At 72.6% G+C, this 26932-nt stretch carries 31 protein-coding genes; 9 read left to right on the top strand and 22 right to left on the bottom strand.

The genetic code is table 11. The features are described from left to right. Nucleotides 1–11: 11 nt before the first annotated feature. Together ACYVLT_RS01210 and ACYVLT_RS01205 are read left to right on the top strand one after the other, a co-directional pair. Nucleotides 12–2066, top strand: coding sequence for a putative bifunctional diguanylate cyclase/phosphodiesterase (locus ACYVLT_RS01210; RefSeq protein ID WP_461118176.1), 2055 nt, complete (start codon nt 12–14; stop codon nt 2064–2066). A 59-nt stretch (nt 2067–2125) separates the two neighbouring features. Next, entirely contained in the window at nt 2126–2797 is a 672-nt protein-coding gene (locus ACYVLT_RS01205) for a VOC family protein (RefSeq protein ID WP_461118175.1), read from the top strand. 17 nt (nt 2798–2814) lie between these two features. Here the strand turns inward: ACYVLT_RS01205 and ACYVLT_RS01200 are convergent, their stop codons facing one another. The 8 genes from ACYVLT_RS01200 to ACYVLT_RS01165 form a co-directional block, all read right to left on the bottom strand. Continuing rightward, a complete protein-coding gene (locus ACYVLT_RS01200) occupies nt 2815–3276 on the bottom strand; it encodes a PPOX class F420-dependent oxidoreductase (protein WP_461118174.1) in 462 nt (153 codons plus the stop codon). Nucleotides 3277–3425: 149 nt separating this feature from the next. Further along, nucleotides 3426–3974 (bottom strand): GrpB family protein, encoded by a 549-nt coding sequence (locus ACYVLT_RS01195; RefSeq protein ID WP_461118173.1) that lies wholly within the window; start codon nt 3972–3974, stop codon nt 3426–3428. Between the two features lie 50 nt (nt 3975–4024). Further along, the gene (ligD, locus tag ACYVLT_RS01190; RefSeq protein WP_461118172.1) at nt 4025–4933 is read right to left on the bottom strand and encodes a non-homologous end-joining DNA ligase; all 909 of its coding nucleotides are present in this window, start codon (nt 4931–4933) and stop codon (nt 4025–4027) included. Beyond that, on the bottom strand, nt 4920–6368 hold the full coding sequence (ligD, locus tag ACYVLT_RS01185) for a non-homologous end-joining DNA ligase (RefSeq protein ID WP_461118171.1): 1449 nt from the start codon (nt 6366–6368) through the stop codon (nt 4920–4922). Before ligD (ACYVLT_RS01185) ends, ligD (ACYVLT_RS01190) begins: the two co-directional genes overlap by 14 nt. A gap of 16 nt (nt 6369–6384) precedes the next feature. Then, entirely contained in the window at nt 6385–7278 is an 894-nt protein-coding gene (ku, locus tag ACYVLT_RS01180) for a non-homologous end joining protein Ku (protein WP_461118170.1), read from the bottom strand. Nucleotides 7279–7390: 112 nt separating this feature from the next. Then, nucleotides 7391–8182, bottom strand: a complete 792-nt coding sequence (ku, locus tag ACYVLT_RS01175; RefSeq protein WP_461118169.1) for a non-homologous end joining protein Ku — start codon at nt 8180–8182, stop codon at nt 7391–7393. Between the two features lie 71 nt (nt 8183–8253). Then, complete coding sequence (locus ACYVLT_RS01170) at nt 8254–9237, bottom strand: tyrosine-type recombinase/integrase (RefSeq protein WP_461118168.1); 984 nt, start codon at nt 9235–9237, stop codon at nt 8254–8256. 632 nt (nt 9238–9869) lie between these two features. Then, nucleotides 9870–10286, bottom strand: a complete 417-nt coding sequence (locus ACYVLT_RS01165; protein WP_461118167.1) for a VOC family protein — start codon at nt 10284–10286, stop codon at nt 9870–9872. A gap of 89 nt (nt 10287–10375) precedes the next feature. On the opposite strand from ACYVLT_RS01165, the gene ACYVLT_RS01160 reads away from it, so the two are divergent. Further along, nucleotides 10376–11320 carry a helix-turn-helix transcriptional regulator gene (locus ACYVLT_RS01160; RefSeq protein ID WP_461118166.1) on the top strand — a complete coding sequence of 315 codons (945 nt, stop codon included), beginning with the start codon at nt 10376–10378 and terminating at the stop codon, nt 11318–11320. 17 nt (nt 11321–11337) lie between these two features. Here ACYVLT_RS01160 and ACYVLT_RS01155 read toward each other — a convergent pair whose 3' ends face one another. Next, complete coding sequence (locus ACYVLT_RS01155; RefSeq protein ID WP_461118165.1) at nt 11338–11820, bottom strand: MarR family winged helix-turn-helix transcriptional regulator; 483 nt, start codon at nt 11818–11820, stop codon at nt 11338–11340. 42 nt (nt 11821–11862) lie between these two features. Here ACYVLT_RS01155 and pip point away from each other — a divergent pair, with 42 nt between their 5' ends. Further along, nucleotides 11863–12807, top strand: coding sequence for a prolyl aminopeptidase (gene pip, locus ACYVLT_RS01150; RefSeq protein ID WP_461118164.1), 945 nt, complete (start codon nt 11863–11865; stop codon nt 12805–12807). A 5-nt stretch (nt 12808–12812) separates the two neighbouring features. On the opposite strand, the gene ACYVLT_RS01145 is transcribed toward pip, so the two are convergent. Further along, nucleotides 12813–13433: a class I SAM-dependent methyltransferase gene (locus ACYVLT_RS01145; protein ID WP_461118163.1), complete on the bottom strand. Its 621-nt coding sequence runs from the start codon at nt 13431–13433 to the stop codon at nt 12813–12815. A 38-nt stretch (nt 13434–13471) separates the two neighbouring features. Next, complete coding sequence (locus tag ACYVLT_RS01140) at nt 13472–13729, bottom strand: helix-turn-helix domain-containing protein (RefSeq protein ID WP_461118162.1); 258 nt, start codon at nt 13727–13729, stop codon at nt 13472–13474. Nucleotides 13730–13775: 46 nt separating this feature from the next. Between ACYVLT_RS01140 and map the strand changes: the two genes are divergently transcribed. Continuing rightward, nucleotides 13776–14570, top strand: coding sequence for a type I methionyl aminopeptidase (gene map, locus ACYVLT_RS01135; RefSeq protein ID WP_461118161.1), 795 nt, complete (start codon nt 13776–13778; stop codon nt 14568–14570). On the opposite strand, the gene ACYVLT_RS01130 is transcribed toward map, so the two are convergent. Both ACYVLT_RS01130 and ACYVLT_RS01125 read right to left on the bottom strand, forming a co-directional pair. Continuing rightward, a complete protein-coding gene (locus ACYVLT_RS01130; RefSeq protein WP_461118160.1) occupies nt 14530–15243 on the bottom strand; it encodes an SDR family oxidoreductase in 714 nt (237 codons plus the stop codon). The two genes, map and ACYVLT_RS01130, sit on opposite strands and share 41 nt — an antisense overlap. Continuing rightward, nucleotides 15231–15782 carry a hypothetical protein gene (locus tag ACYVLT_RS01125; protein WP_461118553.1) on the bottom strand — a complete coding sequence of 184 codons (552 nt, stop codon included), beginning with the start codon at nt 15780–15782 and terminating at the stop codon, nt 15231–15233. Before ACYVLT_RS01125 ends, ACYVLT_RS01130 begins: the two co-directional genes overlap by 13 nt. A 157-nt stretch (nt 15783–15939) precedes the next feature. On the opposite strand from ACYVLT_RS01125, the gene ACYVLT_RS01120 reads away from it, so the two are divergent. Beyond that, on the top strand, nt 15940–16821 hold the full coding sequence (locus ACYVLT_RS01120) for a sucrase ferredoxin (RefSeq protein WP_461118159.1): 882 nt from the start codon (nt 15940–15942) through the stop codon (nt 16819–16821). Here the strand turns inward: ACYVLT_RS01120 and ACYVLT_RS01115 are convergent. Further along, nucleotides 16726–17403, bottom strand: coding sequence for a TetR/AcrR family transcriptional regulator (locus ACYVLT_RS01115; RefSeq protein WP_461118158.1), 678 nt, complete (start codon nt 17401–17403; stop codon nt 16726–16728). The genes ACYVLT_RS01120 and ACYVLT_RS01115 overlap by 96 nt on opposite strands. 198 nt (nt 17404–17601) lie before the next feature. On the opposite strand from ACYVLT_RS01115, the gene ACYVLT_RS01110 reads away from it, so the two are divergent. Further along, nucleotides 17602–18114 carry a CGNR zinc finger domain-containing protein gene (locus ACYVLT_RS01110; protein ID WP_461118157.1) on the top strand — a complete coding sequence of 171 codons (513 nt, stop codon included), beginning with the start codon at nt 17602–17604 and terminating at the stop codon, nt 18112–18114. A gap of 35 nt (nt 18115–18149) precedes the next feature. Here the strand turns inward: ACYVLT_RS01110 and ACYVLT_RS01105 are convergent, their stop codons facing one another. Continuing rightward, nucleotides 18150–19046, bottom strand: a complete 897-nt coding sequence (locus ACYVLT_RS01105; protein ID WP_461118156.1) for a pentapeptide repeat-containing protein — start codon at nt 19044–19046, stop codon at nt 18150–18152. 87 nt (nt 19047–19133) lie between these two features. On the opposite strand from ACYVLT_RS01105, the gene ACYVLT_RS01100 reads away from it, so the two are divergent. Then, nucleotides 19134–19622 carry a DUF1707 SHOCT-like domain-containing protein gene (locus tag ACYVLT_RS01100; protein ID WP_461118155.1) on the top strand — a complete coding sequence of 163 codons (489 nt, stop codon included), beginning with the start codon at nt 19134–19136 and terminating at the stop codon, nt 19620–19622. Between the two features lie 36 nt (nt 19623–19658). Further along, complete coding sequence (locus tag ACYVLT_RS01095; protein ID WP_461118154.1) at nt 19659–21035, top strand: amidase family protein; 1377 nt, start codon at nt 19659–19661, stop codon at nt 21033–21035. Nucleotides 21036–21139: 104 nt separating this feature from the next. Here the strand turns inward: ACYVLT_RS01095 and ACYVLT_RS01090 are convergent, their stop codons facing one another. The 7 genes from ACYVLT_RS01090 to ACYVLT_RS01060 form a co-directional block, all read right to left on the bottom strand. Beyond that, nucleotides 21140–22102 carry a hypothetical protein gene (locus ACYVLT_RS01090; protein ID WP_461118153.1) on the bottom strand — a complete coding sequence of 321 codons (963 nt, stop codon included), beginning with the start codon at nt 22100–22102 and terminating at the stop codon, nt 21140–21142. 172 nt (nt 22103–22274) lie between these two features. Then, nucleotides 22275–23510, bottom strand: a complete 1236-nt coding sequence (locus ACYVLT_RS01085) for an SPFH domain-containing protein (protein WP_461118152.1) — start codon at nt 23508–23510, stop codon at nt 22275–22277. A 16-nt stretch (nt 23511–23526) separates the two neighbouring features. Further along, entirely contained in the window at nt 23527–23952 is a 426-nt protein-coding gene (locus ACYVLT_RS01080; RefSeq protein WP_461118151.1) for an NfeD family protein, read from the bottom strand. Between the two features lie 40 nt (nt 23953–23992). Next, nucleotides 23993–24799, bottom strand: coding sequence for a DUF3097 domain-containing protein (locus ACYVLT_RS01075; protein ID WP_461118150.1), 807 nt, complete (start codon nt 24797–24799; stop codon nt 23993–23995). A gap of 11 nt (nt 24800–24810) precedes the next feature. Further along, nucleotides 24811–25551, bottom strand: a complete 741-nt coding sequence (locus ACYVLT_RS01070) for an aminoglycoside phosphotransferase family protein (RefSeq protein ID WP_461118149.1) — start codon at nt 25549–25551, stop codon at nt 24811–24813. 20 nt (nt 25552–25571) lie between these two features. Beyond that, the gene (locus ACYVLT_RS01065) at nt 25572–26045 is read right to left on the bottom strand and encodes a GNAT family N-acetyltransferase (RefSeq protein WP_461118148.1); all 474 of its coding nucleotides are present in this window, start codon (nt 26043–26045) and stop codon (nt 25572–25574) included. 88 nt (nt 26046–26133) lie between these two features. Beyond that, on the bottom strand, nt 26134–26928 hold the full coding sequence (locus ACYVLT_RS01060; protein WP_461118147.1) for an SCO1664 family protein: 795 nt from the start codon (nt 26926–26928) through the stop codon (nt 26134–26136). Nucleotides 26929–26932: the final 4 nt, after the last annotated feature.

The raw sequence follows: 26932 nt of genomic DNA, 5'->3' as shown, positions 1-26932 counted from the left end.
AGGAGGAGCGCGTGAACGGCAACGGTGCGTTGCACCGCGAGGTGCTCGACCGGGCCGACGTCGGTTTCGGCGTGACCGACGCGAACGGCACGCTGGCGTGGGTGAACCCGGCGCTGGCCGAGATCCTGGGCGTGCCGGTGGACCACGTGGTCGGCCGGTCGCTGCCCGCGCTACTGCCCGGCGCACCCGAACGGCCCCGCTCGGGCCTGGCGCTGCTCACACCCAGCGCCTACCGCAAGGGCCACCGCTGGCTGGAGGTCACCTGCCAGCACCTGCACCCCGACGCCGGACCCGACGCGGCCGCGGGGGAGCAGCTGCTGTACCGGGTGGTGGACGTCACCGCGTGGCGCGACCGGGAGCTGGAGGCCACCCACGAGGCCGACGCGCTGCGCCGCGCCCAGGTGCTGGGCCGCATGGGCACCTGGGAGTGGCACATCACCGAGGACCGGGTGGTGTGGTCGGACACGCTGCTGGAGATGTTCGGGTTCCCGCCCGACACCGAACTGGACTTCGACCGCTACGCCGCGCTCGTGCACCCCGACGACCTGTCGATGATCCAGGCCACCCTGGAGGAGGCCATGCGGTCGGGCGCCGGGTTCTCCTACACCCACCGCATGACCCTGGCAGACAAGGGCACCGAGCGGTGGTTCGAGTGCTTCGGCGAGGTCGTCGTCGACGAGGACGGCGCGCCGCTGCGGGTGCTGGGCACCGCCCACGACATCACCCGCGCCCGCCGCGTGCACGACGAACTGCTCGCCCTGGCCGAGCAGGACCCGCTCACCGGGCTCGCCAACCGGCGCGCGGTCACCCGCGAGCTGGAACGGCAGCTCGCCGGCGGCGGGCCCGGCGCGATGCTGCTGCTGGACCTGGACAACTTCAAGGACGTCAACGACCTGCGCGGCCACGCCGTCGGCGACCGGCTGATGAAGGTGCTGGCCGCCGCGCTGCGGTCGCGGCTGTCAGCGTCGCAGCTCATCGGCAGGCTCGGCGGCGACGAGTTCGCGGTCGTGCTGCCCGGCGCCACCTCCGCCGAGGCGGCCGGGGTCGCCGAAGGGCTGCGCGACGCCGTGGCGTCCCTGCCGCTGGTCGGCGCCGCGCGCAGCGTCACCGTGTCCACCGGCGTCGCCGAGTACGGGCCCGGCGACACCTGGGAACTCGTCCTGGCCAACGCCGACCTCGCCCTCTACGCCTCCAAGGCCGCCGGCCGCAACCGCGTCACCGTCTACGAACCGGGCCACTACGCCGACACCGCCAAACGCGTCTCCGTGCTCGACCGGCTGCGCGCCGCGCTGGACCACGGCGGCCTGGCCCTGCACGCCATGCCCATGGTGCAGCTGGCCACCGGCAAGACCCTCGGCCACGAACTGCTGCTGCGCCTGGAGGACGGCCAGGACCCCTACCTCGGCCCGGCCGAGTTCCTGCCCGAGGCCGAACGCTCCGACCTGGTCCTCGACATCGACCGGTGGGTGCTGTCCACCGCCATCGACGCCCTCGTCGGCCACCCCGACCCCGCCCTGCGGTTCAACGTCAACATCTCCGGCCGCACCCTGGAGGACGAGGACTTCGGCGGGTTCGTCCTGGACCGGCTCGCCACCGCGGGCGTCGCGCCCGGCCGCCTCGGCCTGGAGATCACCGAGACCGCCGCGGTCACCAACCTCGACGCCGCCCGCGCCCTGGCGCTGCAGCTGCGCGGCTTCGGCTGCCGCATCACCCTCGACGACTTCGGCTCCGGGTTCGGCTCCTTCGTCCACCTCAAGCACCTGCCCATCACCGGCATCAAGATCGACGGCGAGTTCGTGCGCGGCATCGACGAACGCTCCACCGACGCCGTCCTCGTCGCCGGCATCGTGCAGATCGCCCAGGGACTCGGGCTGTCCGCCGTCGCCGAGTGGGTCGAACGCCCCGCCCAGGTCGAGGCCCTCACCCGGCTGGGCGTCCGCGTCGGCCAGGGATTCCACCTGGGCCGCCCCCAACCGCTGGCCCAGGTCCTCCCGGCCCAGCCGCAGCCACCGAACGGCGCATTGTCGCCACGCCTGGCCGGTGCGGAGGATGGGGCGCGTTCCTGATCACCGCCCCGACCCCGCACCCGACCACCCGCCGCCCGCCCCGATGGGAAGTCACCGCCGTGCCCGGTACCCCCGACAGCCCCGCACGCGGTGTCCGCCGCGTCGAGCTCAACACCACCGACCCCGAACCCGTCGCCGAGTTCTACGCCCACCTGCTGGGCTGGGTGATCATCGCCGAACCCGACGGCTCGTTCACCGGCTGGGTCGGCGACCGCCTCGCCACCCGCGTGCAACCCGGCGAACCCGGCTGGCACGTCGTGTTCGCCGGCCCGCAGGCCCGCGACCTCGACCGCGGCGCCGCCGTCGACCAGGGCCGCGTGCTGCACGGCCCCTGGGCACCGCAACCCCGCCCCGGCGAACCGTGCTGGGTCGAGCTCATGGCCGACGCCGACGCCGACGACTACTGGGCCGGCCAACTCGGCTGGCAGGTCCGCGACCCCGGCGGCCAGTTCACCCTCTACGACGCCACCGTCGCCGACGACCGCCGCCCCGTCGCCGGCCGCCTCACCGCCGACGGCGGCTGGACCTGCTACTTCGCCGTGCCCGACATCGCCGCGGCCGCCGCCGAGGCCACCGACATGGGCGGCACCGTCCTCATCGGCCCCCGGGAAGTGCCCACCGGCGTCGTCGCGGCCGTCGCCGACCCCGCCGGCGCGGTGTTCGCCCTGCTGGAGAACCCGGCCGGCTGGGGCGGCACCTGGTGCGCCGCCACCCGCCAGGCACTCGCCTGACCCGCACCCCCAGAGGGTCAGTCAGCGAGTTCGGGCGGGAAACCACCCGTCGCCACCGGACCCCACCGGTCGATCGTCACGCGGATCAGCGACTTGCCCTGCCGACGCATCGCCTCCCGGTACTCGTCCCAGTCCGGGTGCTCCCCGGCGATGCACCGGTAGTACTCCACCAGCGGCTCCACCGCCTCCGGCAGGTCCAACACCTCCGCCCGCCCGTCGACCTGCACGTACGGACCGTCCCAGTCATCCGACAACACGCACAACGTCACCCGCTCGTCACGCCGCGCGTTGCGGGCCTTCGCCCGCCCCGGGTACGTCGACACCACGACCCGCCCCTCGCCGTCCACACCACACGTCACCGGCGACACCTGCGGCCGCCCGTCGACCCGGGCGGTGACCAGCAGGGCACGGTGACGCGGCCGCAGGAACGCGACCAGCTCGTCACGGGACACGGTCTCGGCGGTGGCGAAGGTCGGCATGACCACCAGCCTAGGAGAACCCCGCGCCGGCCACTTCCCGTGGCTGGACGACCCCGACTTCCTGGTCGAACACCTGCGATCCTTCCCGACCCCCTGACCCGACCCCACCCACCGGACCCCGGGACCTTGGGACGCGGGGGACAGGACGGTCAGGCGCGACCCAGGATCTCGGCCACCACCGCGGCCTTCGCGTCCGCGTACTGCTGCACGTACGTCCACTCCCGCGCCGCCAACTCCCGCTTCACCCGCTCGTACAACTCCCGATCCGCCACCGAGGCCCGCAACCGGTCCCGGAACGCCAACATCCGCCCCACCTCCGGCTCACCCGCGGTGAACACGTGCAGGTTCACGTTCGTGTCCGGCCCCTTGAACATCCGGTGCTCGAACCACTCCGGCTCACGCACCACCAACACGTACCCCGCCGCCTCCAACGCCGGCACGTACGACACCTCGTCCGCCGAATCCGCGACCGTCAACACCACGTCCACCACCGGCTTCGCCGCCAACCCCGGCACCGACGTCGACCCCGCGTGCTCCAACCCCACCACCACCCCACCCAACGCACCCCGGATCCGCGCCGCCTCCCGCTCGTACAACCCCGGCCACGCCGGGTCGTACTCCACCAACACCACCCGACCGGCCAACCGCGGCGCCTCACCCACGTGCGCCGCCCGGATCTCGTCCTCCGACAACCCCACGACCCGCTCCCTCCCGACCAGGCACAGCCCGACAGGCCAGGATAAAACGATCAGCGCGGCAACGGCGACGGCTTTCCCACCGAGAACAGATCACCCACCGACCCCACCCGCTCCCGCACCTCGTCGGCCAGGAACACCAGGTCCTCCACCACCCGACACGCCTCCACCTCCGCCCACGACACCGGCGTCGACACCGACGGACGCGCCCGCGCCCGCAACGAGTACGGCGCCACCGTCGTCTTCGCCGGGTTGTTCTGCGACCAGTCGATCAACACCTTCCCCGTCCGCTGCGCCTTCGCCATCCGCCACACCACCTCGTCCGGCGACTCACCCGCCAACCGCTGCGCCACCCCCCTCGCGTACTCCGACGTCCGCTCCGCCGACGACACCGACACCGCCGCGTACACCTGCAACCCCTTCGACCCCGACGTCTTCACCATCGGCGACAACCCGTCACCCACCAACACCTCCCGCACCCGGCACGCCACCCGGCAACACTCCACCACCGTCGCCGGCTCACCCGGATCCAGGTCGAACACCACCAGATCAGGGGAGTGCCGCCCACCCCGCGCACCCACCGACCACTGCGGCACGTGCAACTCCAACGCCGCCAGGTTCGCCAACCACACCAACGTCGCCAGGTCGTCCACCACCACGAAGTCCGCGTACTCCGCACCCCGCGACGACCCCGGCGTCTCCACCCGCACCGTCCGCACCCAGTCAGGCGCGTGCGACGGCGCGTTCTTCTCGAAGAACGACTTCCCGTCCACCCCGTTCGGATACCGCCGCACCGTCATCGGCCGCCCCGCCACGTGCGGCAACAGCACCGGCGCGATCCGCGTGTAGTAGTCGATCACCTCCGCCTTCGTGAACCCCACCTCCGGGTACAACACCTTGTCCAGGTTCGTCAGCCTCAACCGACGACCCTCCACCGCCACCACCGCGTCAGCCGTCACCACGCCGCACCTCCCCGGGCACCCGATCCGGCCGCAACCCCCGCCACGTCGGGAACCGCATCCGCCCGTCCGCCGTCCACTGCCGGTACGCCACTTCACCCACCAACACCGGACGCACCCACCGCGCACCCCGCGCCCGCTCCCGCGGCACCCCCGACACGAACGGCGACCCCTCCACCCCCAACGACGACAACCGCGCCGTCAACCGCTCCAACTCCGCCCCGTCGAACCCCGTACCCACCGACCCCACGAACACCAACCCACCCTCACCCGGGATCCCCAACAACAACGACCCCACCACCCCCTCCCGCTTGCCCACACCCGGCCGCCACCCCCCGACCACCACCTCCTGCGTCACCACCGACGTCACCTTCACCCACTGCGGCGACCGCCGACCCGGCACATACCGCGAATCCAGCCGCTTCGCCACCACCCCCTCCAACCCCTGCTCCCGACTCGCCGCCAACACCGCCGCACCCGCACCCGGGAACGCCTTCGGCGTCAACCAATGCGCCCCCCGCAACCCCAACCCCTCCAACAACTCCCGACGCCGCACATACGGCAACCCCACCGTGGGCGACCCGTCCAGGTGCAACACGTCGAACACCAGGAACGTCACCGGCGTCCCCGCCACCAACCCACGCGCCTGCGCCGCCGACGCGTGCATCCGCCGCTGCAACGCCCCGAAACTCGGCCGCCCACCCCGCAACGCCACGATCTCCCCGTCCAACAACACCTCCGTCGCACCCAACTGCGCACCCAACCCCTGCAACTCCGGATACGTCCCCGTCACGTCATTGCCCAACCGACTCGTCAACCGCACCCGACCACCCTCCACCCGCGCCACCGCCCGCACCCCGTCCCACTTGAACTCGAACGCCCACTCCGACTCAGGCCCCGGCAACCCCGCCGCCGGCGTCGCCAACATCGGCGACACCGACTCCGGCAACGCCACCCACCCCGGACGCACCGCCTCGTGCCGCCGCCGCACCATCCAGTCCTTCCCACCCGCGGCATCCCGCCGGAAGAACACGAACTCACCCTCCACCCGCGAACCGTGCAACACCACGTCCACCTCGCGGTCCGACCACTTCACCGTCTCGTACCGGCCACGATCCCAAATCACCATCCGACCCGCGCCGTACTCGCCCTTCGGGATCACCCCCGAGAACGACGCGTACTCCAACGGGTGATCCTCGGTCCGCACCGCCAACCGGATCGTCCCCGGCTCCGACGGCAACCCCTTCGGCACCGCCCACGACACCAACACCCCACCCCGCTCCAACCGCACATCCCAGTGCAACCGCGACGCGTGATGCTCCTGGATCACGAACGTGTCATCACCACCACGCGGCAGCACCGCGTCACCACCCGGCACCGGCTCCGGCGTCCGCCCCGGATCCCGCTTGCGCCGGTACTCCGAAAGATCCCCACCCATCCCACGCCGCCCCGCCTCAGGCGGGCTTCGCCTTCTTCTTCGCCGGAACCTTCCTCGACGACGACGAACCCGAAGCCGACGACGAACCCGCGGCCGCCTTCTTCGCCGCAGGCTTGCGACCCGCCGACTTCCCACCCCGCGCCGACTTCGCCTGCTCCACACTCCGCTCCAACGCCGTCATCAGATCGATCACCTCACCCGCCTGCTCCACCTCAGGCCGCTCCGGCAACTCCGCACCCTCCGCCTTCGCCTCGATCACCTTCTGCATCGCCTCGGTGTAATCATCCGAAAAATCACCCGGATCAAACGACCCGGCCATGCTGTCCACCAACGACGACGCCATCTTCAACTCCTGCGGCCGAACCTCCACATCCGCACCCAAAAACTCGAAATCCGGCTTCCGCACCTCATCCGGCCACAACATCGTGTGCATCACCAACAAATCCTCACGCGCCCGCAACAACGCCAACGTCTCCCGCTGACGAATCGTGATCTTCACCACCGCGAGCTGCCCACTGCGCTCCAAAGCGGTCCGAAGCAACACATACGGACGCGTCGCCGCCTTGTCCGGCTCCAAATAATAGGACTTCTGAAAATAAATCGGATCCACTTCCTCGACCGGCACGAACTCCACCACGTCGATCGCATGATCCGTGTTGATCGGCAACTTGTCGAAGTCCTCGGCATCCATCACCACGACCCGACCGTCGTCCAGCTCGTACCCCTTCGCGATGTCGGCGTACGCGACCTCCTCACCGCACACCTGACACACCCGCTTGTACCGGACGCGCCCACCATCCTCCCGGTGCACCTGGTGGAACCGGAAGTCGTGCTCCTCCGTGGCCGTGTACAACCGGACACCGATCGTCACCAACCCGAAGGAGATCGCCCCACGCCACACGGACCTCATGCCACGTGACTACCCGCGAACAGCACGATCCGCACCAACACGTCACCCGAACGGACTAACAATCCACCTCCCCCCACCACCACAGAGGCACCCCCACACCAGGGGAGCGACCTCAACCACCCTCACGCCACAACCGCCCCGACCGCACCCGCTCCACACTCCGCCGCAACGCACCCAACAGATCCACCCCACCACCCGTCTCCTCCGGCGCCCGCGCCACCGGCACCACCGCCCCGCCCGCCGCCCTCGCCTCGATCAACCCACCCAACGCCTCCCGATACCCATCCCGGAACACCGACCCGTCGAACGGCGCCGTCATCGACTCCACCAACACCTCCGCCACCCCCACCTCGACCCCACCCGACACCACACCCGACAGGTCGAAACCCGGCTCCCGCACCTCATCCGGCCACACCAACGTCTGCAACACCAACACCCCACCCCGAGGCCGCAACACACCCAACACCTCCCGACCCCGCAAACCCACCCTCACCACCGCCACCCGCGACAACCGCACCAACACATCCCGCAACACCACATAAGACCCCACCGCCACCCGCTCCGGCTCGACGAAATAACCCCGACCCAACAACAACGGATCCACCTCACCCGCACCCACGAACTGCACCACCTCGATCGTCCGCTCCACCCCCGCCGACAAACCCGCCACATCCTCCGCCCCCAACACCACCAACCGCCCATCCGGCAACACGTAACCCTTACCCACCTCCGACAACTCCACCCCCGCACCACACACCGAACACACCCGCCGATGCCGCAACCGACCACCATCCACCCGATGCACCTCGTGCAACCGCACACCCCGATCCCGCGTCGCCCCGAACAACCGCACCGGGAACACCACCAGACCGAACGACACCGAACCACGCCACAAAGCCCTCATAACCCCTGCGTACACCCGTGCGAACATCGACTCACCCAAGTCACCCGCACAGCCCAACCCACCCCGCACCACTACTCCCGCCGCGGCAACCGCGCCAACGACGCATACGTCCGATTGCCCGCCACCGCCGCCCGCCGCTCCCGCGCCGTCGCCTCGATGTAGTTCTGCGACGTCGCCAACGACGCATGACCCAACAACGCCATGATCTCCGACGCCGACGCACCGTCCTCCGCCAACCGCGTCGCGAACGTGTGCCGCAACGCGTGCAGATTCGCACCCGACGGCACCCGGTCGTGCAACCCCGCCCACCGGAAGCACGACCGCACCAAGTACTCCAACCCACCACGCCCGATCGGCTCACCATGCCGATCACGCAACAACGCCGAACCTCGATCGAACCGACCCTGCGGGAACCGCCGCCGACACGACGCCAGGTACTGCTCGATGATCCGGTCCATCGCCGGCTCGATCGGCACCGACCGATCCCGGTTCCCCTTGCCCGCCACGTGCAACCGACGCTCACCAGGCCGACCCACCACCGACGCCAGCGTCAACGTCCGCATCTCCGCCGACCGCAACCCCGCCACCAAACCCAACGCCAACACCACCACATCCCGCTCCGGCCACGGATCACGACCCCGCCGCGCACCCTCCGCCGCCGCCGTCAACAACCGCTCCGGCGTGTCCTCACCCCGCAACGGCTTCGGCACCAGGGGAGGGGTCTTCGGCCGCGCCACCGCACCCATCGGATTGCCCGCCACCAACTCCTCCGCCACGCAGAACGTCAGGAACTGGTTCCACGTCGACCACGCCCGCAACACCGACGACTTCGCGTGCGAATCCGCGAACACCCCGAACGCCGCACGCAGGTTGCGCGCCGTCAGGTCCGACATCGTCAACCGGTCCGGGGGAGTGGCGGCCACCTCCGCCAACAACACCATCACACCCGCCAGGTCACGCCGGTACGCCGCGGTGGTGTGCGGCGAATCCTTCCGCGGCCGACGAGCGAGGAAGAACGACTCCTGAGCGGCGAGCACAAGCATGTCGATCTTCATACCGCACACCACCGACAACCAGCCGACCCATGACTGATGGATAATGGCGATTATCCATCAAACAGCGGTCCGGAAGGGGTTCCCGGTCCGACCGGGGGATGCCACTCCCGAACACCGCCGCCGGCCGATTCAGCCCCTGGGAACGCGTACGCGCACCGCGCAACCGCCACGCGCTCGTCCCGCCGCCTGGACCGCTGACGTGTGCCCGGAACTCGACGCCAGGCCGGACACGGGCTGATCGACATTGACCTGAACCCGACGTGCACGCCGCCGCTGCATCCGCTGACACCACCCATGATCCGTCACTGTGACGTTTCTATGGCGGTGGAGACGGACCCGACAGGCCGGCCCCGCCATCGCCGCAGAGCTCCTGCGACCCGGCGGGGCCTCGCCGGCCTTGGCCGCGTGACGCTGTCGTGTCCCGTCGGCGCGTACCCGACCGTGTGTCATCGACGGTGGCGCCGTGCACGCGAAACGACGCGTGGGACCTGTGTGGACGGTCCGTGCCCCGGCCCCTGTCGACCGACCGTTCCGTAGCGCCGATAATCTACATTATGTTAAGTAGATCGTCGGACGGTCTCGTGCTCCTCGTTCGGCCCGGCGGCCGCCGCCGACGCCGAGCACCGTCCGGACTACGCGGGCTGCGGTGCGTTGGTCATGCGGTCGAGGATGGCGTGGTAGTGGGTGTTGGCCATGATGCCGAGGATGTTGCCGAAGGGGTCGATGACGCTGGCGGTGACGTAGCCCTCGCCGCGGACCTTGGGTGCGTCGTGGGGTGTGGCGCCGAGTTGGGTGAGGCGGTCGAGGGTGGTGTGGAGGTCGTCGACGGCCCAGTAGGTGATGGCGCCGGCGGGGCCGGTGTGGACGTCGTGGGGTGCGTAGTCGCTCTTGACGATGCCGAACTCGTGTTCGTAGTCGCCGATGCGGAACTCGATGTAGCCGCCGGGGACGGTGAAGTAGGGCTCGATGCCGAACAGCTGGGTGTACCAGGTGGCCGCGGCGTCGAGGTCGTCGGCGAAGAAGCTGGTGGTGGTGAGTCCGCGGAGCATGGGTTCCTCTTTCGTGGGTGGTCTGGTGTCCCCTACTTTGGCGGTCAAAGTGCTCACCGAGTGAGCACTTTTGGGGCGAGGATGGGTGCATGCGTGCGGACCGGTTGGTGGCTGTCCTGTTGTTGATGCAGGCGCGGGGGCGGGTGACGGCGGCGGAGCTGGCGGGTGAGTTGGAGGTGTCGGTGGCGACGGCGCGTCGGGATCTGGAGGCGTTGTCGGCGGCGGGTGTGCCGGTGTACCCGCAGCCGGGGCGTGGTGGTGGTTGGCGGTTGGTGGGGCGTGCGCGGACGGATTTGAGCGGGTTGACGGCGTCGGAGGCGCGGGCGTTGTTCTTGTTGGTGGGGCCTGCGGCGGCGGGGTCGCCGGAGGTGCGGGCGGCGTTGCGGAAGTTGGTGCGGGCGTTGCCGGAGACGTTCCGGGAGGGTGCGTTGGCGGCGGCGGACGCGGTGGTGGTGGATGTGGCGGGTTGGGGTGGGGTGGGTCGGGTGCGGCCGGAGTTGGTGGAGGTGTTGCAGGGTGCGGTGGTGGGTCGGCGGCGGGTGGTGTTGGTGTACGAGGGGCGTGGGCGGGTGCGGTCGGAGCGGGTGGTGGAGCCGTGGGGGTTGGTGGACAAGGACGAGGTTTGGTACTTGGTGGCGGGTACGGCGGCGGGTGAGCGGACGTTCCGGGTGGATCGGGTGGTGTCGGCGCGGGTGACGGATGAGGTGTTCGTGCGGCCGGCGGGGTTCGACCTGTCGGTGGCGTGGGAGCGGGTGGTGTCGGAGGTGGAGCGGCGGCGGGGGTCGGTGTCGGCGGTGGTGTCGGTGGAGTCGCGGTTCGCCCACGTGTTGCGTGATCAGTTCGGGCGGCAGTGCGAGGTGGTGGAGGAGGTGGGTGGTCGGGTGAGGTTGCGGTTGTCGGCGACCACTCCCCTGATGATCGCGCAGGTGTTGGCGGGGTGGGGTGGCTTGGTGGAGGTGGTGGAGTCGGGTGCGGTGCGGGCGGAGTTGGCGCGGTTGGGTGCGGAGTTGGTGGCGTTGCACGCGGGGCGGTGACGCTCCCCCGGGTCTGGTCAGGTGTCGGGGGTGGTCATGCGGTGGTGGATGCGGTCGCGCATGGGTTTTTCCCGCAGTGCGCGGAGGGTGGCGTCGACGAGGGTGGTGAGGGGGTAGGGCAGTTCGGCGTCGAGGTCGTGGGCGGCGGTGGTGGTGGCGGTCCACTCGGCGTCGAGGGTGGGGAGGATGGCGCGGGCGCGGTCGGTGAGGTGGACGATGCGGGTGCGGGCGTCGTCGCCGGGTTTGAGGTCGACCAGGCCGTCGCGGCGCATCTGGTTGACGGTCTGGCTGATGGCGGAGTGGGTGACGCCGATGGTGTCGGCGAGGTCGCGGATGGAGTGGGGTCCGTTGCGGTGGACGAGGTGGATGATCGGGGTGTAGCGGGGGCGGAAGCCCGGTAGGCCGAGGTCGGTGTAGACGCGGGTGAGGTCGCTTTCGAGCAGGTCGAGCAGGTGGCGCAGGCGGGTGCCGAGGAATTGGCCGGCGGGTGTGTGGTCCACTCCCCTAATGTAACAGTGCTGTTGTTTTCGTGAGGAGGGGTGATGTACCCGGAGATCGAGCCGTACGAGCACGGGATGTTGGACGTCGGTGACGGCAACCTCGTGTACTGGGAGGTGTGCGGCAACCCGGAGGGGAAGCCGGTGGTGTGCCTGCACGGTGGGCCGGGTACGGGCTGCTCCCCCACCATGGCGCGCCAGTTCGATCCGGAGGCCTATCGGATCGTGTTGTTCGACCAGCGTGGCAGTGGGCGCAGCGTGCCGCACGCGAGCGTGTACTCGACGGATCTGTCGGTGAACACGACGGCGCACCTGGTGGCCGACATCGAGCGGTTGCGGGAGCACGTGGGTGTCGAGCGGTGGATGGTGTTCGGCGGGTCGTGGGGTTCGACGTTGGGGTTGCGGTACGCGCAGTCGTTCCCGGAGCGGGTGACGGAGATCGTGCTGGTGGCGGTGACCACGAGCCGGTACGCCGAGTTGGACTGGCTGTACCACGGGTTGGGTGTGTTGTTCCCGGAGGAGTGGTCGAGGTTCCGGGCGGGTGCGGGTGAGGGTGCGACGGATCTGGTGGCGGCCTACGACGCGTTGCTCAACGACCCGGATCCGGTGGTGCGGGAGAAGGCGGCGACGGATTGGACGGACTGGGAGTCGTCGATCGTGTCGTTGGACCCGGAGTACCGGCCGGGGCCGCGGATGGCCGATCCGGCGTGGCGGATGGCGTTCGCGCGGTTGTGCGCGCACTACTTCCGGCACCGGGTGTGGTTGGCGGACGGTGAGGTGATGCGGGACGTGGGGCGGTTGCGGGGTATTCCGGCGATCCTGGTGCACGGCCGGTTGGACTTGCAGGGTCCGTTGTGGACGGCGTGGGAGTTGGACCGGGCGTGGCCGGACGCGGAGTTGGTGGTGGTGCAGGGTGCGTCGCACGCGGTGTCGGACCCGGGTATGGGTGAGGCGGTGGTGGCGGCGACGGACCGGTTCGCGCGGCGGTAGGTCCGTCAGGGGCGCCAGACGGTGGTCGTCCTGACGGTGACGCCTTCCAGGTCCGGGGGTACCGGCACGGGGAAGGCGTCGACGCGGGTCCAGCCGCGGGGCATGAACGACCGGCTCGGGTCGCCCACGAGGACGAGCGTGCCGCGGCGGTGGGCGGCCAGGAGGAATGGTTCGACCCGGGCGGCCATGTCGCGGTCGTAGAACACGTCGCCGGCCAGCAGCACGTCGGTGTCGGGGGTGGTGTCGAGCAGGTCGCCGGGTGTGATCGTGAGGGTGACGTCGTTGGCGCGGGCGTTGAGGGCGATCGCCGTGGCCGCGACCGGGTCGACGTCGTTGGCGGTGACCAGGCCGCCGGCGCGGGCCGCGGCGACGGCGACGAGTCCGGAGCCCGAGGCCAGGTCGAGCACGTGGCGGCGGGTGACCAGGTCGGGGTGGTCGAGCACGTAGCGGGCCAGGGCTTGGCCGCCCGCCCAGGGGAACGCCCAGAACGGTGGTTCCGGCGACCCGGTGCGCTGCCACAGGGCGATGACGTCGTCGGCGGTGTGCAGCGCGATCCCGGGTGTCAGCGGCACCGGGCGCGGGGTGGTGACGGAGCGGATGAACGCCGCGTGGTCGGTCTCCCCCACGTCGGGTTCCCCGGGTCCGGGTTGGTGGGGTCGGGCCACTAGGCGGTGAGCCTCTGCGGCTCCAAGGCCCGCGACAGCCCGTCCATGGACAACCCGACCGCCTCGCACAGGGCGGCCACGGTGAAGAACGCGGGCGTGGGCACCCGGCCGCGTTCGATCTTGCGCAGCGTCTCCACCGAGATCCCGGCGGCGGCGGCCACCTCCACCATGCTGCGTCCGCCCCGGGCGTCGCGCAGGAGCCCGCCGAGGCGTTCGCCGCGGTCGCGGTCGGACTGGGTGAGTGGCTGTCGCACCATGCTGTGATAGTAATACCGGTATAACTATCACGGTAGGGAGCATGTGGTGATCGAGTTGAAGAGCCCCGGCGAGTTGGACGCCATGCGCGCCGCCGGAGTCGTGGTGGCCGACGCGCTGGCCGCGGTGCGCGACCACGCCGAGGTCGGGGTCTCCCTGCTGGAGCTGGACGAGGTCGCCCACCAGGTCATCCGCGACGCGGGCGCCGGGTCGTCGTTCCTGCACTACCGCCCGTCGTTCGCGCCCACCCCGTTCCCCGGCGTCATCTGCGCGTCGGTCAACGACCTCATCGTGCACGGCATCCCCGACGGCTACCGGCTGCGCGACGGCGACCTGGTCAGCATCGACTGCGGCGCCCACCTCGACGGCTGGCACGGCGACTCCGCGGTCAGCTTCGTCGTCGGCCGGGCCGACCCCGCCGACCTGCGGCTGATCGACACCGCCCGGCGCGCCCTGGAGGCCGGGATCGCCGCGGCCGTGCCCGGCGCGCGCATCGGCGACGTCTCCCACGCCATCGGTGTGATCGGCCGCGCCGCCGGCTACGGCATGCCCGCCGACTTCGGCGGCCACGGCATCGGCCGCGCCATGCACGAGGCGCCGGGCGTGCCCAACGAGGGCAGGCCCGGTCGCGGTCTCACCCTGCGTCCCGGCATGGCCATCGCCATCGAGCCGATGTTCCACGCGGGCGGAGGCGACGCCTACTACGCCGCCGAGGACGGCTGGGCCCTGCACACCGTCGACGGCAGCCGTGCCGCCCACGTCGAGCACACCGTCGCCGTCACCGAGGACGGACCCCGCGTGCTCACAGCCCCCCGGCTACCCGCAGCACCGCGCCGGTCGTGAACGACGCGGCGTCGCCCAGCAGCCACGCCACCGCCTCCGCGATCTCCGCCGGCTCGCCGGGCCGGCCCAGCGGGATGGTCGAGGCCACCCGGTCGGGCCGGGCCGGCACCCCCGACAGCTCGTGGATCGCGGTGCGGACGGTCCCGGCCGCCACCGCGTTCACCCGGATCCCCCGCGGCCCCAGCTCCTTGGCCAGGCCCACGGTCATCGCGTCCACCGCCGCCTTGCTCGCCGCGTAGTGCACGTACTCGCCCGGCGACCCCGTCGTGGCCGCCGCCGACGACAGCGACACGATCGACCCGCCCGCCACCAGGTCCCGCGCCGCCCGCCGCGCGCACAGCAACGCGCCCACCACGTTGACGTCGATCACCCGGCGCAGGTCCTCGGTCCGCAGCCGCGCCAGCGGCCCCACCGGGCTGGTGACGCCCGCGTTGATCACCACCCCCGTCACCTGCCCCAGCCCGGCCGCGGTGTCGAACAGGGCGTCCACGTCGGCCTCGTCGGACACCTCCGCCCGCACCGCGACACCGCCCACCTCGCGCGCCAGCGCCTGCGCCTCCCCGGCAGCGGCCCGGTAGCCGATCACCACCCGGTGCCCGTCGGCCGCGACCCGTCGCACCACCGCCGCGCCGATGCCCCGGCTCCCGCCCGTGACCACGATCAGGCCAGCCACGCCGTCACCTCCGCGTCCACCACGTCCCGCGCTGCCACCAGCATGTGCGCCAGGCCGGGCACGTCCACCAGCCGCGCGCCCGGCACCGCCGCGCACAACGCCGCCTGCACCGGCCGGAACGCCGCGTACTCCCCCTCGCCGCGCACCACCAGCAGCGGCACGTCCACCCGCCGCACCGCCACCACGTCCCGCGCGGCCGTGACCAGGCAGACGTGCCCGCCCGCCGAACCGCCGACCAGGTCCACCGGCCCGTCGTCACACCCCAACCGGTCCCGCGCCGCCTCCACCAGGGCGGGCATCGCGGCCACCGCCGACTCCACCATCGCCGCGTACCCGTCGGCCACCGGATCCGGGCCCTCGCCCCACGCCGGCAGCGCCGCGTACAGCCGCCACGCGTCCACACCGGTCAGCGGCAACGCCTCCGCCATGGCCTCCGGTGTCCCCGGCTCGCCCAGCAGGTGCCACACCACGACCAGCCGCCGGCCACCCCGCGCCGGGGGTGCCGCCACGAACCGCACACCCGCCTCGCCCGTGATCATCACGAACCCGAACCTACGTCCCGCCGACACCGTCGGACCACCGCCCGCCGTCCACCCGCCGCGAACATCGCACACGCACAGCGACCTCGTGCCGCCCGGACGTGTGAATCCGGACCCCGGTGTCACTCGAACGGTCCCGCCAGGGCACCCTGGGGACGTGACCGAGCCGCGTTGCGCCGCGATCTCCGCGGACCTCGACGAACCGCTGGCGGGCACCGCCGCCACCGCCGCCGCCTGGCTCTGCCTCGAACAACCCGGACCCTGGGGCCGCGACGCCCTCACCCAGAGCCGGCTCGACCCCGCCCTGGGCGCCGAACTCGCCCGCCGCACCGCCGACACCGGCGTCCGCGTCCTGCTCATCCGCCGCCCAGGCCGCCACGCCGACACCCACCACGACGCGCCCCGCCGCGTCTACCTCGCCGCCACCACCCCCGGCCGGCCCCGCCTGGAACAAGCCGACCTCGCCGCGCCCGCGGACCTGCTCGACCTCGACTTCGCCGCCCTCGCCGCCGGACACCCCACCGGCCTGGGCACACCTGTCACCGACCCGGTGCTGCTGGTGTGCGCCAACAGCCGCCGCGACGTGTGCTGCGCCCTGCTCGGCCGGCCCCTCGCCGAGGACCTCGCCGCGACCCGACCCGACGCCGTCTGGGAGTGCACCCACACCGGCGGCCACCGCTTCGCACCCACCGGCGTGCTGCTGCCCACCGGCTACACCTACGGCCGCCTCGACACCGACCTCGCCGCCCGCCTGCTCGACCACGCCGGCCACGTCGTCACCGACCGCTGCCGCGGCCGCAGCACCCACGCCCCGCACGGCCAGGTCGCCGAGCTCGCCGTCCGCGACCTCACCGGTGAACACCGCGACGTGCTCACCGTGCGCGGCGACACCGTCCACCACACCGACGGCCGCGCCTGGCGCGTCACCGTCGACACCCACGACCTACCCGCCGCCCGCCCCGCCAGCTGCGGCGCGGCCCCCACGCCGGCCGTCGGACTCGTCGCCACCGCCGTGCACCCGCTCGTCGCCGTCGGCTGACCGCGCACCCGGCACCGCCGCGTGGAACAACCCCAACCCCAGCGCGTCCGGGTCGTCCAACCCCACCGCCCGCAACGCCGCCTCCGGCAACGCCAGCAACGACACCGCCACACCCAGGAAGTAGGCGTCCAACAGCCCCGCGTCGCGCACCGTGCCCGCCAACCCCGCCGCCGCGTGCAACCCCGCGCCCGCCCGCGCGTTGGACACCGCCATCCGCCCCAACGCCTCGCGCACCCCCGGCCGCCGCACGGCCTCCAGGTACAGCTCGACCATCGCCAACAACTGCGTCGGGTCCTGCACCACCGCACGTCGCAGCAACGCCGGGTACAGCCGCGCCACCTCCGCCGGCGTGATCCCCTCCGGCGTCGTCTCCCGCAACTGCCGCACCGCCGCCGCGTGCAACGCCGTCATCCGCGCCGCCGCGCCGCCCAACAACGCGTCCCGCGACGGGAAGTAGTTCTTCGTCGTGCCCTGCGGCACCCCCGCCGCCCGGTCCACCGCCCGGTGCGTCAGACCACGACCACCCTCCGCCGCCAACACCGCGATCGCGCAATCGCACAACAGGTCCCGACGGCTCGTCACGGGGACGGGACACTAGCCGACCGCGGCCGACCCGCCGTCGCCACCACCCGCCCCGCCTCCACCACCAACCACACCCCGCACACGCACCGCACGTAGTCCACCGCGCCGTGCGACGACACCGGGTACGCACGCTCGGCACTGGGCCACCCGCACCACGGGCATCTGGTGTTCACCCCACCAGCGTGATGTCATGGTTCAGTGCATTTCAACCCTTACGGCGGGGCCGCGGCCGAACTCGCCGCCGCCCTGGTCAACACCGACCCCGACAGCACCGCCGCCGACCTGCTCGACCTGCTGCGCGACCACGGCTACAAACCCCTCGGCGCCCTCGACGACCGGCAGGCCCGCGAACTCACCGCCTGGGCCGCCCGCCTCTCACCCGTCTTCGACCACACCCCCGACCAGGTCGCCCTCGTCAACGACCTGCTCACCGAGGCCGCCGCCAAGCCCTACATCTCCACCCACGACGACCGACCACCCCACCTGCACTTCGCCCCCGAACACGCACCCACACCCCACCGCGTCCGCGCCTTCACCGCCGCCGGTCTCGCCCAGGCCGTCTGCGAGGACCCCCGCCGCCTCGGCCGCTGCGCCCGACCCGGCTGCCGCACCGTCTACGTCGACACCTCCCGCAACGCCCGCCGCCGCTTCTGCACCACCCGCTGCGCCAACCGCGTCCACGTCGCCGACCACCGCACCCGCACCACCTGACCCCGCACCCACGGCCGGAGGCGGCGCGCGGCGCCTCAGTGCAGGACGCGGCGGCCGAAGCGGGCGTTGCCGAACTCCGCCGCCTCGCCGATCAACGCCGACCCCACATCCGTGCGACCGCGGAACCACGCGTGCCGGAACCACGCGTCCTGGTGGAACACCACCTCGCCGAACAACGCCCGACCACCGAACCGCACGTGCCGGAAATCCGCCCGACCCGACACCTCGGCCCGCCGCAGGTCCGCCCGACCCGACACCTTCGCCCGCGCGAACACCAACTGGTCGGCCACCTGCGCCGACCGCAACGACACGTTCCCCGCGAACACCGCCAACCCGAACGACACCGACCGCGCGAACAACGCGTCGCTGAACACCGCGTGCCGCAGGAACCGCGCGCCCGCGAAGTTCGCGTCCCCCGTCACCGTCATCGCCTCGAACCGGGCGTCACCCAGGAACACCGCACCCACCAGGTCCACCCGGTTCACCCGACACCCCGACAGGTCCACGTCCACCAGGATCGCGCCCGGCGCCACCACGTCCATCCCCGGCCAGAAGTCCTCACCCGGCCGCAGGTGCGACACCAGCTCCCGCTGCACCGCCAGCCGCCACGGCGCGTCCAAACCCCGGCTCACCCCGCCCCGCAACGCCGCCAGCCACGCCGTCACCACCGCCTGCCGCCGCTTCGGCACCCGCCTGCCGATCTCGGCCAACAGCAGCAACCCCTCCGCCTCACCCGCCCGGAACAACCGGTTGGCCTCCCGCCACACCGACACCGGGGCGGGAGCCGCCGCCGCGTCCTGCCCCACCCGCCGCCGCGCGTGCTCGTCCAACAACGTCTCCGCACGCGACGCGCGCGCATGACGCACACCGATCCAGACGACGACCACGGCCACCGCCAACGCCACCAGCCACGACGACATACCCCCGATCATGCCCGTCCTCGTACGTCCGCGGACGTACTTCCCGTCACCGCTTCCCGGCCGACGCCGCGACACCCGCCCGCGCGGAGCATCGAGGACATGCGACCCACACCCGACCCGCACACCCACCAACCCCCGACGGGCCCATCCCTGCCCGCCCCTCCGACCGACCCGCCCCGGACCGACCCGCCCCTGCCGCTTCGGGCCTCCGACGCCGATCGCGACCACACCGCCGCCCGCCTGCGCGACGCCGTCGGCGAGGGCAGGCTCACCCTCGCCGAAGCCGACGACCGCATCGCCGCCGCCTACACCGCCGTCCACCGCCACGACCTCGCCGCGCTCACCGCCGACCTGCCCGCCCCACCACCACCGGCCACCCCGGCACCCGCGCGCCACCGGCCACCCCTGCTGCCCGTCGCGCTGCTGCTGATCACCGTCGCCTGGATCGCCTCACCCCTGCCGTTCCCGTGGCCGTTGCTGCTGATCGCCCTGCTCGTGCACCGCGGCATGCGCCGCCGCACGCACCGCCGTGCCCACCGCGGCCGCCCGCGACCCCACGACGCGATCACCCCGACACCCCGCGGCTGATCCACTCCGACCCCGCTCCTGCCCTACAGTCCGGGCATGGACCTGACCGACGCGTGCTTCGCGGGCGCCGCCCGACAGGCCGAGCTGCTGCGATCCGGCACTCTCACCTCACGCGACCTCGTCGCCGAATGCCTGCGCCGCATCGACCGCCACGACCGCGCGCTCAACGCCTTCCGGCTCGTGTTCACCGACCGCGCCCTCGCCGACGCCGACCACGCCGACGCCCGCCGCGCCCGCGGCGAGGACGCGCCCCTGCTCGGCGTGCCCGTCGCGGTCAAGGAAGACCTCGCCATCGCGGGCCTGCCCACCACCAAGGGCACCGCCGCCGTCGACACCACCGCGCCCGCCGACGCCGAGATCGTCCGCCGCCTGCGCGACGCCGGAGCCGTCATCGTCGGCCGCACCCGCATGCCCGAACTCGGCCTGTGGCCCTACACCGAGTCCACCTGGGCCGGCGCCACCCGCAACCCCTGGTCACCCGACCACTCACCCGGCGGATCCAGCGGCGGATCGGCCGCCGCCGTCGCCGCCGGCCTCGTCGGCGCCGCCATCGGCACCGACGGCGGCGGCTCCGTGCGCATCCCCGCCGCCTGCACCGGCCTGTTCGGCCTCAAACCCCACCGCGACCACATCCCTCTCACCCCCGACCGCGACGTCTGGGGCGGCCTGGTCGCCGCCGGACCCATCACCCGCCACGTCGCCGACGCCGCCCTGCTCCTCGACGTCCTCGCACCCGGCACCGACCACACCGCCGCCGTCACCGACACCCGCACCCTGCGCATCGCGGTGTCCCTGCGCACCTGGGGACCCGGCATCCCGGTCGACCCCGAGGTCCGCGACGCCGCCCTGGACACCGCCGGCCTGCTCGCCGACCTCGGCCACGACGTCACCCGCGTCGACCTCGACCTGCACGACCTCACCGGACCCGCCGCGTTCGCCGCCCGCTACCTGCACAGCGCCGCCACCACCGAACACGCGCTGGACCGACCCGACCGGCTCGACGCCCGCACCCGCGCCGTCGCCGCGCTGGGCCGGTCACTGCCAGCGCCCGCCCTGCGCGCCGCCCACGCCCGCACCGCGAAGCTCACCGACCGCGTCGACCGGCTCTTCGACGACCACGACCTGCTGCTCACCCCCGTGCTCAGCAGACCACCCCTGCGCGTGGGCGAGTGGAACCGCCGACCCACCCTCGCCGCCCTGCTCGCCGCCGCCCGCATGACCACGTTCCTGCCCCTGTGGAACGTCACCGGCTACCCCGCCGCCTCCGTCCCCGCCGGCCACACCCGCACCGGCCTGCCCCTGGCCGTGCAACTCGTCGCCCCCGCCCACGACGAACGCACCATCCTCACCGCCGCCGGCCAACTCCAACGCGCCCGCCCCTGGACCGACCGCCGCCCACCCGCCTACACCTGACCACGCACCCCCGAGAGTCCTACCCCCGGCCCGCGCGTGTCCTACGTCCAGAACGCGCGTGTCCTACGTTCGGAACACCCGAGTTCAACGCTCGGAACACGCCGCTACCGCTCCCGACGCGCCAGTTCCGCCCGCCACCGCCGCAACCACTCCGGCACCCGGTCACCCGACACCGCGGCCAACTCCGCCTCCACCACCTGCCGCAGCACGTCGTCACCCCGCTCGCCCAACTCCGCCAACACCTCCTCGCGCACCGCGGGCCAGTCACCCGACGACGACGCCACCGCCCGCAACCGCGCGTAGTTCTCCCACCCCGGCTGCGCCAGCAACGCCCGCCGCCGCAACCCCACCGCCCGCGCCACCCACCCCGCGCGCAGGCACTCGTCCACCCCCAGATCCACCAACCGCGCCGCCGCGCCGCGCCACCCCGTCGCCGCCAGACCGCGCTCCACCCACCCCAACGCCTCCGCCGACCGGCCCGCGTCCCGCAACACCGTTGCCACCTGCAGGTAGTGCCACCCCGACGACAGATCCTTCGACAACACCGACACCTGCAGATCCACCTCACCGGTGTGCTCGGCCAACTCCTCCATCACCCGCAGCAACGCCCACCGCTCCCGGTCGTACCGCCCCGTCGCCCCGAACCCGATCACCGGCAACCGCTCGAACCGCGCCACCGCCTCCGCCCGGTAGAACGCCAACCCGTCCACGCCCAACGACGACGCGTAGGCCGCCAACCGCACCTCCGGCGGCTCGGCGAACCCCGTCTGCAACCACAACAACCACGCCGCCAACTCCCGACCACCGGGCGGCTCGGCCGCGCACGCCACCGCGTGCAGGTCCAGCACCCGGTCCACCAGGGTCGTCAACGCCGCCCGGTGCTCACCACCCCGCACCGCCGCCACCAACACCTCGGCCAACTCCTGCGCCGCCACCCGCGCGCCCGGACCACCCCGCACCAGCACCGACAGCTCCGCCACCACCGACGCCAACTCGTCCCACCGCGCCGGCCACGGGACGTCGACACGGGCCAGCACGGTCGCCGCACGACCGGCCAAAACGTCCACCGCGACATCCAACCGCACCACGGCCCGCCCGACGAGACCCCACCCGGACGCCCGTCACGTGATCACCCGCCCCCGACCACGCGAAAGGGGGCGCCGGCGACCACGCCGACGCCCCCACCACTGCGTCCAAGATCACTCGACCCGGGAGCCGGGGACCACCCCGGCCCGCGCGTCACTCGTGCAACGACCGCGGCGGCTCCGCCTCCCCGCCCGTCACACCGCCCGCCACCTCGGGCGCCGCCGGACCCCGGCCCAACGCACCCCGATCGGCCGCACCCCGCTCCACCGCCGTGTGCTCCAACGGACCGGGCACCTCCTTGCGCGCCACCGCCTCCGCCGCCCGCACCGCCTCGGCCACCGCCGGATCCGGCGCCGTGTCGAACCAGTCCGCCACCGACGGGTCGTCCTGCTCCGGCGCCGAGGTCACCGACTCCTCGTAGACGGGCGGCTCGTAGCGGAACACCCCGTCCTCGCCCGGCGCGCCCAGCATCTTCGCGAACCCCTCCAGCGCCTTGCCGTAGTCCGACGGCACCAGCCACACCTTGTTCGCGTCACCCTGCGCCATCTGCGGCAACGTCTGCAGGTACTGGTAGGCCAGCACCTCCGGCGTCGGTCGGCCCGCCTTGATCGCCGCGAACACCTTCTCGATCGCCTTCGCCTGCCCCTGCGCCTGCAGGTACCGGGCCGCCCGCTCACCCTGCGCCCGCAGGATCGCCGACTGCCGCTCCGCCTCCGCGGTCAGGATCGCCGCCTGCTTCGCACCCTCCGCCGACAGGATCTGCGCCTGCTTCTGACCCTCCGCGGACTTGATCGCCGCCTCCCGCTGACCCTCCGCGTTCAGGATCATCGCGCGCTTCTCCCGGTCCGCGCGCATCTGCTTCTCCATCGAGTCCCGGATCGACGGCGGCGGGTCGACCGCCTTCAACTCCACCCGCGCCACCCGGATGCCCCACCGCCCGGTCGCCTCGTCCAGCACACCGCGCAACTGGTTGTTGATCTGGTCACGGGAGGTCAGCGTCTCCTCCAGGCTCATCCCGCCCACCAGGTTGCGCAGCGTCGTGGTCGCCAACTGCTCCACACCCACGATGTAGTTCGAGATCTCGTACACCGCCGCCCGCGGATCGGTCACCTGGAAGTAGACCACCGTGTCGATCGACACGGTCAGGTTGTCCCGGGTGATCACCGGCTGCGGCGGGAACGACACCACCTGCTCGCGCAGGTCGATCCGTGCCCGCACCCGGTCCAGGAACGGCATCAGGATGTTCAACCCCGGCGCCGCGGTCGTGCGGTAACGGCCCAGCCGCTCGATCACCGCGGCCGTGGCCTGCGGGATCACCAGCACCGACTTCACCGTCACGATCAGCACGAACAGCACCAGGACCGCGATGACGATCAGCGTCGTGGTCAACTCTCCCAGCCTCCACTCAGGCCCCGGACAGCACCACGGCGGTCGCGCCCGAGATCTCGACAACAGTCACTTCGGCGCCGGGCTCGATGACCTCGCGGTCCAGCGACCGCGCCGACCACACCTCGCCACCGATCCGCACCCTACCGCCGTGCCCGTCCACAGTGGACACGACCACGGCCGTGCTGCCCACCAGGGCCTCCACGCCCGACCGGTGGCCCTGACCCAACGCCATCCGGCGCTTGATCGCCGGCCGCGCGCCCGCCACCAGGCCCAGCGACACCACGCCGAACACGATCGCGCTGATCACCACGTCCGCACCCATCGCCGACGCGCCCGCCGCGCCGAACGCGGCCAGCCCCAGCATGACCAGCACGAAGTCGCCCGACAGGATCTCGGCCGCCACCAGGACGACACCGAGGACCAACCAGATCAGCGCGGCCACACACCCATCCTCGCACTTTCGGCGGCCCCGGGTGGGGCTTTCAGGCCGCGGGCTCGGTCACGAAGTCGATCAACCGCTCCACCGCGCCGATCAACGGCGTCTCCAGGTCCCGGAACCCCGACACCCCCGCCAACACCCGCCGCCACCCCTCGTAGGTCTCGCCCCAGCCGAGAGCGGCGCACACGCCCTCCTTCCACGGCACCCCGCGCGGCACCACCGGCCACGCCGCGATCCCCACCGACCCGGGCTTCACCGCCTGCCACACGTCCACATAAGGGTGGCCCGTGACCAGCACGTTCCCGTCGCGGACCGCCGAGACCAGCCGCGACTCCTTGCTGCCCGGCACCAGGTGGTCCACCAGCACACCCAGCCGCCGACCCGGCCCGGTGCCGAACTCCGCGATCCGGTCGGCCAGCACGTCCACCCCGTCCAGCGGCTCGACCACCACCCCCTCCACCCGCAGGTCGTGCCCCCACACCCGCTCCACCAGCTCCGCGTCGTGCAGGCCCTCCACCCAGATGCGGCTGTCGCGGGCCGTGCGGGCGCGCAACCCCTCGACCCGCACCGACCCCGACGCCGTCCGCGCGGGCCCCGCCGCCGCGGGCGCCGGCCGCACCAACGTCACCGGCTGCCCGTCCACCAGGAAACCCGCCGGTCGCAGCGGGAACAGCCGGTGCCGGCCCCGCCGGTCCTCCAGCACCACCTGCCCGTGCTCGAACCGCACCACCGCGCCGGTGAACCCCGACGCCGGGTCCTCCGCCACCAACCCGACCTCGGCCACCACCTCGGGCACCGTCCTGCGCTTGCGGCCCGACAGCACGTCGCGGCCGTAGTCGTGTGATCGCACGGCCGGCGACGTTACCGGCCCGCGGCCACCGACGGGTGGTCGGGGAAGAACCCGGCGAACACCTCGCACCACGCCGCCAACCGGTCACCGTCGACCACCGCCGACCACCTCTCGACGCCCGCCCGCAGGTCGGGGGAGGCATAGGCGAGATCGACCGCGTCCGCGGCCGGGTCGCCCACGCACGGCCGCGGGTCGATCGCCACCACCCCGCGCGGACCCGCGTCCAGCACGTTGCCGAAGTGCAGGTCGCCGTGCAGCATCGTCGCCGGCACCCGGTCGCGGGCCAGCTCCGCCGCCCGCGCGTGCGCCGCGTCGTGATCACCGGGGTGCCGCGCCCGCAGCAGCCCGAAGACGAAGTCCACCCGCTCGCTCAACGGCGCGAACCCCTCCCGCGGCGGGATGTGCAGCTCACGCAGCACCTCCACCAGCCCCGGGCCGTCCACCGCGGGCGTGCCCGGCACCAGGCCCTCCAGCAGCAACGCGCCCCGCGCCGGATCCGACCGCAGCACCCGCACCACCCGCGGCGACGGCTCCCACGCCCGCAGCGCCGCCTCCTCCAGCACCGCGAGCGGCGGCTCCGGCGTCACCTTGAGCACCACCGGCTCCCCGTCCCGACGGCACAGCAGCGCGTGCGACGTGCCACCCGACAACGGCCGCACCACCTCCAGCCCCCAGTCCCGGCACAAACCCGCCACCAGCGGGTCCAGCCCGGCCAACCACGACCGCACCCCGGCGCCGAACCGCCGCACCATGCGCCGCTCCAACGACACCACTAGCCGTCCAACCTCAGGATGAACTCCTCCACGTCCTCGCCCCGCCCCTCCGCGAACCCCACGTCCTCGCCCACCGCGACGAACCCGCACTTCTCCAACACCCGCAGCGACCCCAGGTTGTCCACCGCGGCCCGCGCGAACAGCGGACGCACCGGCTCCTCCCGCAGCAACGACTCCAACGCCGCCGTCGCCAGCCCCTTGCCCCAGTGCTCCCGGTCGATCCAGAACGTCACCTCGGGCTCACCGAACCGGGTGAACCGGCCCACGTGCCCCACCGCCTCGCCGTCGAACACCACCGTCCGCGCCACCACCGAGTCGTCGGCCAGGATCCGCGCCCACCGCACCAGGAACGCCGCCCGGTCCGACGGGTCCACCGAGGTGAACGCGGCCATCCGCACCGCCTCCGGATCGCGCTGGTGCTCGAAGAACACCAACACGTCCGCGGCGGTCACCTCGCGCAGTTCGACGCCCACGCGGGCAAGTACACCCCATGCGCCCGCACCGCCAGAAGAACCCCGCCCCGATCCACCCCGACGCGGTCCGCGCCGGTCGGACCACCGCTCAGAACGCGGGCCAGGGGATCGCGGGCCAGTCGTCGGACGGCTCCGGGTACGACCCCGCCGCCACCAGCTTCTCCACCCGCTCGGTCAACGACCGCACCTCGGCGCGCGTCACGTGCTCGTGCAGCCCGTCGGCCAACCCACCGTCCAACCCCGACCGCAGCCGCCGCAGCGCCTCCACGGCCTCCGGCGGCAACTGCTCGCCCAACCAACCCCACAGCACCGTGCGCAGCTTGTCGTCGGAGTGCAGGCAGATCCCGTGGTCCACCCCGTACACCGCGCCGTCCACCGCGTGCAGCACGTGACCGCCCTTGCGGTCGGCGTTGTTCACCACCACGTCGAACGCCGCCATCAACCGCACCCGCGGGTGGTCGGCGTGCACCAGCACCGCCGGCTCCCCGTACCGGTCGTGCGCCCGCAACACCGGACGCCACCCCGGCCGCACCTCGTCCACCGGCACGATGTCCACCAGGTCGTCGTCCTCGCGGGTGTCCACCCACAACTGCACCATGCCCGGCCCGAACGGACCCGCCCGCAGCACCGTCGGCGGCACCAGGTGCAGCCCCGCCGCCTCCGACACCAGGTACGTCGCCACCTCGCGACCCGCCAGCGTGCCGTCGGGGAAGTCCCACAGCGGCCGCTCGCCCCGCACCGGCTTGTACACGCACTTCGCGGTCACGCCGTCCAGGCTGATCCCGCAGAACAACGTCGCGTTCGACGCGTCCACCAACCGGCCCTCGACCTCCATGCGGCCACGCCGCAGCAGGTCGAGCACCCCGTCGTCAGCCGGACCCACCGCC

The organism is Saccharothrix stipae (assembly GCF_054781895.1).
The sequence above is the reverse complement of the archived record's forward strand: the minus strand, read 5'-3'. Positions and strand labels throughout refer to the sequence as shown.

Bases quoted from the DNA above. Each gene is read 5' to 3' on its own strand.
- ACYVLT_RS01160 (WP_461118166.1), top strand. From the start codon at position 10,376: ATGCGTGCGGACCGGTTGGTGGCTGTCCTGTTGTTGATGCAGGCGCGG.
- ku (WP_461118170.1), bottom strand. From the start codon at position 7,278: ATGAGGTCCGTGTGGCGTGGGGCGATCTCCTTCGGGTTGGTGACGATC.
- ACYVLT_RS01070 (WP_461118149.1), bottom strand. From the start codon at position 25,551: ATGGTGCGGCGGTTCGGCGCCGGGGTGCGGTCGTGGTTGGCCGGGCTG.
- ACYVLT_RS01200 (WP_461118174.1), bottom strand. From the start codon at position 3,276: ATGCCGACCTTCGCCACCGCCGAGACCGTGTCCCGTGACGAGCTGGTC.
- ACYVLT_RS01170 (WP_461118168.1), bottom strand. From the start codon at position 9,237: ATGAAGATCGACATGCTTGTGCTCGCCGCTCAGGAGTCGTTCTTCCTC.
- ACYVLT_RS01125 (WP_461118553.1), bottom strand. From the start codon at position 15,782: ATGATCACGGGCGAGGCGGGTGTGCGGTTCGTGGCGGCACCCCCGGCG.
- ACYVLT_RS01165 (WP_461118167.1), bottom strand. From the start codon at position 10,286: ATGCTCCGCGGACTCACCACCACCAGCTTCTTCGCCGACGACCTCGAC.
- ACYVLT_RS01095 (WP_461118154.1), top strand. From the start codon at position 19,659: ATGGACCTGACCGACGCGTGCTTCGCGGGCGCCGCCCGACAGGCCGAG.
- ku (WP_461118169.1), bottom strand. From the start codon at position 8,182: ATGAGGGCTTTGTGGCGTGGTTCGGTGTCGTTCGGTCTGGTGGTGTTC.
- ACYVLT_RS01105 (WP_461118156.1), bottom strand. From the start codon at position 19,046: ATGATCGGGGGTATGTCGTCGTGGCTGGTGGCGTTGGCGGTGGCCGTG.
- ligD (WP_461118171.1), bottom strand. From the start codon at position 6,368: ATGGGTGGGGATCTTTCGGAGTACCGGCGCAAGCGGGATCCGGGGCGG.
- pip (WP_461118164.1), top strand. From the start codon at position 11,863: ATGTACCCGGAGATCGAGCCGTACGAGCACGGGATGTTGGACGTCGGT.
- ACYVLT_RS01100 (WP_461118155.1), top strand. From the start codon at position 19,134: ATGCGACCCACACCCGACCCGCACACCCACCAACCCCCGACGGGCCCA.
- ACYVLT_RS01140 (WP_461118162.1), bottom strand. From the start codon at position 13,729: ATGGTGCGACAGCCACTCACCCAGTCCGACCGCGACCGCGGCGAACGC.